This window comes from uncultured Mucilaginibacter sp. (genome assembly GCF_903913935.1).
Classification (GTDB): Bacteria; Bacteroidota; Bacteroidia; order Sphingobacteriales; family Sphingobacteriaceae; genus Mucilaginibacter.
In genome coordinates this window covers 1-6,181 of record NZ_CAIWNH010000053.1, presented here as the reverse complement: position 1 = coordinate 6,181, position 6,181 = coordinate 1, and the positions used below count along the sequence as shown (strand labels likewise).

4 protein-coding genes and 2 pseudogenes are annotated in these 6,181 nt (G+C 43.8%); all 6 read left to right on the top strand.

Translation table 11 applies throughout. From position 1 onward, the window contains the following. Nucleotides 1-352: pseudogene (locus QZY09_RS02105) on the top strand (conjugative transposon protein TraK); the annotation flags it as partial. Further along, a complete protein-coding gene (locus QZY09_RS02100; protein ID WP_295667542.1) occupies nucleotides 330-758 on the top strand; it encodes a hypothetical protein in 429 nt (142 codons plus the stop codon). The pseudogene QZY09_RS02105 and the gene QZY09_RS02100, both read left to right, overlap by 23 nt. Continuing rightward, on the top strand, nucleotides 755-1,957 hold the full coding sequence (gene traM, locus QZY09_RS02095; protein WP_295667540.1) for a conjugative transposon protein TraM: 1,203 nt from the start codon (nucleotides 755-757) through the stop codon (nucleotides 1,955-1,957). The genes QZY09_RS02100 and traM overlap by 4 nt, the downstream gene beginning before the upstream one ends. A gap of 2 nt (nucleotides 1,958-1,959) precedes the next feature. Next, complete coding sequence (locus QZY09_RS02090; protein ID WP_295667538.1) at nucleotides 1,960-2,802, top strand: DUF4138 domain-containing protein; 843 nt, start codon at nucleotides 1,960-1,962, stop codon at nucleotides 2,800-2,802. Then, the gene (locus tag QZY09_RS02085; protein ID WP_295667535.1) at nucleotides 2,799-3,053 is read left to right on the top strand and encodes a hypothetical protein; all 255 of its coding nucleotides are present in this window, start codon (nucleotides 2,799-2,801) and stop codon (nucleotides 3,051-3,053) included. The genes QZY09_RS02090 and QZY09_RS02085 overlap by 4 nt, the downstream gene beginning before the upstream one ends. A gap of 1 nt (nucleotide 3,054) precedes the next feature. Then, nucleotides 3,055-6,181, top strand: a pseudogene (locus QZY09_RS02080) (DNA methylase); the annotation flags it as partial.

Genomic DNA, 6,181 nt, shown 5'->3' with positions numbered 1-6,181 from the left:
TAAATACATCGAGTACCAGATGAAAAAGGCGATGTACCTGGTGGATCAGTCCGGAGCCGAGCAATACGATAATTTGAAGGAAAACGGCTATTTCAACTCCATTTTATCTTCCAGTTCTGTATTAACGTTGCAAACAGATTCCATTGCTTTGGACGTGCCGAAAAGGTATTTCCGCTACTATGGCAAGCTGAAAATTGACCGCCGAAGTTCAACCGTTGTGCGTTCGTTGATTACGGAAGGCTATTTAAAGGATATTCCCCGCAGCGATAATAACCCGCATGGCGTGCTCATCATTAACTGGAAAACACTTGAAAATAAAGACCTCGAAGATGTTCAAAAAAATACATTCTAACCGCGATCCAAGGGATTCGGTACTGAGCGAATTGAAAAAGGAGTTCGCGGTTTATTTTGGCAAAGCCGGGAACTGTGGCAGGTCGTTGGTCAACCTTTATCCAAAATTCATTTTCGGAACAATGATTATTCTATTGCTGGTTTCGACCGGGCTTTCGTTCACCCTTTTCCGAAAGCATGAACCATCGCCTGCAAAGGTTCCGCAGCACACTATGAAGCCAGTAGATGATGGATTCAATGCAATATGGCAAGCCGGTTCCGCTTTGAAGGAAACGATCCGGCTTAAACGGGAGGTGGATAGCATAACCGCAAAAAAAATCCTAACAAAATTAGACAGTACGGCGCTCGTCAACGACCTGGACAGGCTCCGGCTAATCAATCAACCCTTTAATAAACCAAAAAAATGAGTATAAATTTCAAGCAACCCAAGTATATTTTACCCCTGATTATGCTGCCGTTTTTTCTATTGTTCTTTTTTGTTTACCATAGTGGTTTTGCAAAAAAGAAATCAGTAGTTAAGCAGCAGGCCGGGATAAACGGAACAGTTGGCCAGGTTTCAACTGACATTAAAAAGGAACAGCTCTCAAACAAACTCGATGCTTACCGCAATACCTACAAAGAAGGCGATGGCATAACGGCAGTAAATGCGTTGCCCGGCGAAAAATCAAGTGACCCCTCCTATAATAATTCTTATTCGGACAAGGAAAAGAAAATGCTGGATTCCATTAACCAGGCCATGAAACAGAAATATGGGCTGAGGGAAAATCGGCAACAACAGAACGTTTCCTATAATGCCGGAACTTCACACCAGTCCCAAAATGATAAGGCTATGGCGGAGGCATTAAAGGGGCTGTCCAACCGGCAAACGCACAGCCAAAACAATAGCCCGCCACCGAAGGACAAGGATCCGATGGAAATGTTTAAGCAGCAGATGGCTTACATGGATAGCATCAATAAAGCCAATGATCCCGCCTATAAAGCTGAAAAGCAAAAAAAAGAAGCTAATGCAAAAGCTGAAGCTTTACATGCAAAAGAAATAACCCTCGAAGTGCATAAAGCGGATGGCGCAACCGCTGATTTTAATACCATCATCCCGGAGAAAAAGGACGACTTCATTAAAGTGGTAATTGATGAGAATATGACCGGGTATGCCGGGTCAAGAATAAGGTTGAAATTACTGGATGATATAACCGTTGGGAAAAACCTGGTTTTAAAAGGAACTTACCTCTATGCTTTGATTAGCGGCTTTTCAGGCCAACGGGTTACGTTGTCTGTGAAGTCTATCCTGTATGACGGTAAATTATTGCCGGTTAAGCTGGAAATCTTTGACCTGGATGGCTTGCCCGGTTTATATGTGCCGGAATCCGCTTTCAGGGATTTTACAAAAGACCTTGGTACGAATACGGTACAGGGTGTCACTATTAATGGCAGCGGTGCCGGTTCTGCAACCAGCCAGTTCATGATGAGTACCGTGGATAAAGTCTTTGAATCCACTTCATCCGCCATCGCGAATATCATCCGCAAAAATAAAGCAAAGATCAAATACAATTCCTACCTCTATTTAATTGACACTGAAGCGTTGCAAAACGCGCAAAAAACTTACTAATTATGAAAAAACTAATTTATTTATTTACCATCTTATTGATGGTGAACCTGCATAGCTATGCACAGAATACCCCTTTTGCTAACGGCGTGAAGAAAGCCGATTTACCGATAGTTTACCTGCCGGAAAATGTTTCAATACATTTCATTTCACCCGAACCTATACAATACGTAGATATATCTGCTAAAAATATTTTGGGTGATCTGCCCTTGAAAAATGTATTGCGTATTAAGCTAAAAGATTCTGTTACCGCTGCGGATGCCGTGGTAACTATTGCCGGGGAAAACTTTATCGCGCAATACCATATCCTATTGGCCGGGCCTATTACCGGGCGGGATGTATTGACCGATATTGAAATAAACCCGGCGGATTGCCATCCGCTTGATATTGCAGGTATCGGGCTTTCGCAACCACAATTAAAAGGCATTGCCTATAACCTCTTTTGCAAGAGACCGGATAAAATAAAGGAACATGCTAAAGCATTCGGCATAAAGGCATCCCTGAACCATATTTATTCATTAGGGGATTATATTTTCCTTGACCTGGGCTATGTAAATAAAACAAACCTCAAATATGATATAGCCGATTTTCGTTTTAAAGTTGACGATAAAAAAGTAACCCAAGCCACCAATGTACAGTCGGTGGACATAAAACCTGAATTTATTCTTTTTGACACGCCATCCTTTAAAAAGTATTACCGGAATATTTTAGTTTTTAGGAAAATGACGTTCCCCGGCGATAAAGTTTTACATATCGAATTAAGCGAAAAACAACTGTCCGGGCGCGTCATTACCCTAACTGCTTCTTATCAGGATGTGCTTGATGCAGACATAATACCATTGCAATGAACGCCGTAAAATTATTGGAACCTGAAGACCGGGTAAGGTATGATTACCTGCGCCTGGTCTTTGAGGAAGAATTTGAGGAAACTTATTTACAATTTCTCATTAGCAATATCCTGTGCTATGAATTGCTGAACCTGCTGCCACTGTGCGCAAGCCTGTTTGATGAATTCGGCTTTCCTGAACATGAGGACAGCCGCCTGCTGGGCTATGCCATCATTGGTACAATAGCCGAATACCTGGAAGGAGAAAAATAAGATGGCTTTTAATAGTTCGCGCAAGTTGGCCGGTAACACCGATGCCCTTCGCATCGCTTTGGAACCACATCGCACCTATTCCCCTGATGAACTGGAAACCCTGCGCAATTATGCAGGCTTCGGCGGGATTAAAGCGGTGCTGTTTCCCGTGGCAGAGCGTGAGCAATGGGTAAAGCTGAACGCTTCTGAAGCCGATCTTCGCCTTTATCCGCAGGTCATGCAATTGCATGAATTTTTGAAGGAAAAACTTTCAGCCCTGGAATATAGTGCGGCAATAGACGCATTGAAAAAAAGCATCTTAACTGCTTTTTATACCCCTGAATTAGTGCCGCAGGCGCTCTTTGCAGCACTGAATGAACAAGGTATTTTCCCGGAAAGACTGTATGAACCAAGTGCAGGGGCAGGTGTTTTTATTACCGAAGCGGTAAAATCCTTTCCCGGATTAAAACAAATAAATGCCGTTGAAAAGGATATCCTGACCGGGAAGGTGCTTTCTGCCCTTTGCAGCAGCTTATCTGTCCCTGCACAGGTGAATATCAAAGGATTAGAAGAAACTGCTGCTACCGAAAAAGGATTAGCGGATATTGTTGTTAGCAATATACCATTCGGCAATTTTTCAGTTTTTGATCCTGCATACCAGGGTAGTGGAATTACCACTAAAATCCATAATTACTTTTTTGCAAAAGGTCTTGACAAACTGGCGGACGGGGGTTTAATGGCTTACCTGACAACAGATGCCTTTTTGAACAGCCCATCTAATGAACTGGCAAGAAAACATGTATTTACTTCAGCCGATTTCATCAGCCTTTCGGTTTTACCCGATAACCTGATGAAAAATAATGCCAACACGGAAGCTCCCAGTCACTTATTGATCGTACAAAAAAATGACCATAAGGATACGTTTTCCGAAGCAGAGCAATTACTCCTCGAAACTAAGGAACTGGAAAACGATCATGGCAAGTATTCCCTCAATTCCTATGTGGAAAGACACCCGGAACTGCTATTGGGTGATGAGATCGGCGCAGGCAAAAACCAGTATGGAAAAGCATCCCAAATGGTTTGGCAAAAGGGGGATTTAGCATTAATCAGGATGCCGTTGCAAAGCCAGATCGCCGAAGGCTTGTCTTTGCATTTTGACCGTAACCGGTGGGATGCTTTACAGCAACATCAAAATAACAATGCTGTAAAAAAGGAAACGGCTGATCAAAAGGCCACGCCTAATGTAAGGCTGTTTACTTTCCTGGCGGTTCCGGAATCTAAGAAAGCAGATATAATGCATCCAAAAAAAGGGGCTGCAACAGGTCAAATGGGTCTTTTTGATGCTTCTCCTTTAGAAAATAATAACCAGGCACAAGCCTATTTGAACGATTTGGATAGTGCGGCAGTTGAAGCATCCACAGGGCGTTTGATCAGTACCATCAGGACAACAGCCCGGCCAGACCATGACAGCATCGTACTGCTAACCGCAAGGGCGAAAACGAATAACCGTTATTTATATAAGCTGTTCAGCAATGTTGGCGAACTCCGTTTTTCCAATAAATGGGTAGATGGAAATACACTTGGTTACGAACTACGGGCGCTGTCCGCAAAGCTAAAATACTTCGGGCATGATTACCGCTATGAGGGAGACCGCAGCCTGGAACCGGCATTTGCTTTACTGGCCGACAGGCCTGCGCCCTTTACAGTTATTAAGCCATTTTATACCAAAGATACCTTAGTAGTACATCAGGACAATGCGGGCCTGATAGGGTCACCGGATAACGGGCAGGCGGATTTTAAAGCATTTGATAGTCAAAAGGACAAGGATTTTTACCGCCTGTATGTTTCTTTGAGGGATAGTTATGTGGAATTATCGGCGATGGAAACGGAAAGCTTACAGGAACAGCCATTTCTGCGGATACAGCTAAACAAGGCTTACGAAAATTTCATCAATAAATATGGGGAGCTAAATAAAACTTATAACCGTGCGCGGATGCTGAACGATCCGGCATTTGGTTTTTTGGTTTTATCCTCATTGGAACGAAAGGAAAATGAAACCTGGATAAAAGCGGATATTTTTCGTACGCCGGTTTTTCCAAAACAAGAAAGCCTGCAAACCGACGATCCGGCAGAGGCATTGGCCAGGTGCCTGAACGACAAAGGCTACGTAGACCTTTCCTATATCAGCCGTGCAACGGGGCTGGATGAATACGACATTATCCGAAAACTGGATAGGCAAATTTTAGTGAACCCCGCTACAAAGGCTTGGGAAACAACCGATGCCTACCTTTCCGGCAACGTAGTCAGCAAACTGCAAGTCGCGGAAGTCATTGCAATTGAGGAACCTGATGATTTGCAGTTGACGCGTAGCCTGGCGGCAATCCGGCGGGTACAGCCGGAAAAAATACCTTTTGAACTGCTGGACTTTAATTTGGGTGAGCGGTGGATACCGATGGAGCAATACAGGCGGTTTGCTACGGAGTTATTTGGCATTGATACCCATATCGAATACTTTTCATCTGCCGATGCCTTTAAGGTAAACTATCGTTTTGGTAATCCGACCACCGACGAGGAATTCGCGGTAATGCCCAAATCAGGTATAAAAATGAAGGGGCATAGCCTTATGGAGCATGCGCTGGAAAATACAAGCCCCTATTTTTCTTATACCGTAGGCTCAGGGGATAATATGGTTCGCCTGCCTGATAATGATGCGATACAATTGGCGCATCAAAAGGTCGAATCTATCCGAAGCCGTTTTGTGGATTGGCTGAAAGAAAGGCCTGCAGGTGAAAAGCAAACTTTGGAAAATTTGTATAATGCTACCTTCAATTGTTATGTATTACGGCAATACGATGGCAGTCATCTCCGTTTCCCCGGCCTGGACTTAAAGGCTTTGGGTATTGACGGCCTGTATGCTTCGCAGAAAGATGCCGCATGGCGGATCATGCAGAACCGGGGTGCCTTAGTTGACCATGAGGTGGGATTGGGCAAGACTTTAACAATGATCGTCGCGGCGCAGGAAATGAAGCGTTTGGGAATTGTACATAAACCGATGATCCTTGCACTAAAGGCCAATGTCGGGCAGATCACGGAAACTTACCGTAAAGCTTATCCAAAGGCTAAGATACTGGCACCGGGTGAAAATGATT

Coding starts and splice junctions, on each gene's coding strand:
- QZY09_RS02090 (WP_295667538.1), top strand. CDS start 1,960: ATGAAAAAACTAATTTATTTATTTACCATCTTATTGATGGTGAACCTG.
- traM (WP_295667540.1), top strand. CDS start 755: ATGAGTATAAATTTCAAGCAACCCAAGTATATTTTACCCCTGATTATG.
- QZY09_RS02100 (WP_295667542.1), top strand. CDS start 330: ATGTTCAAAAAAATACATTCTAACCGCGATCCAAGGGATTCGGTACTG.
- QZY09_RS02085 (WP_295667535.1), top strand. CDS start 2,799: ATGAACGCCGTAAAATTATTGGAACCTGAAGACCGGGTAAGGTATGAT.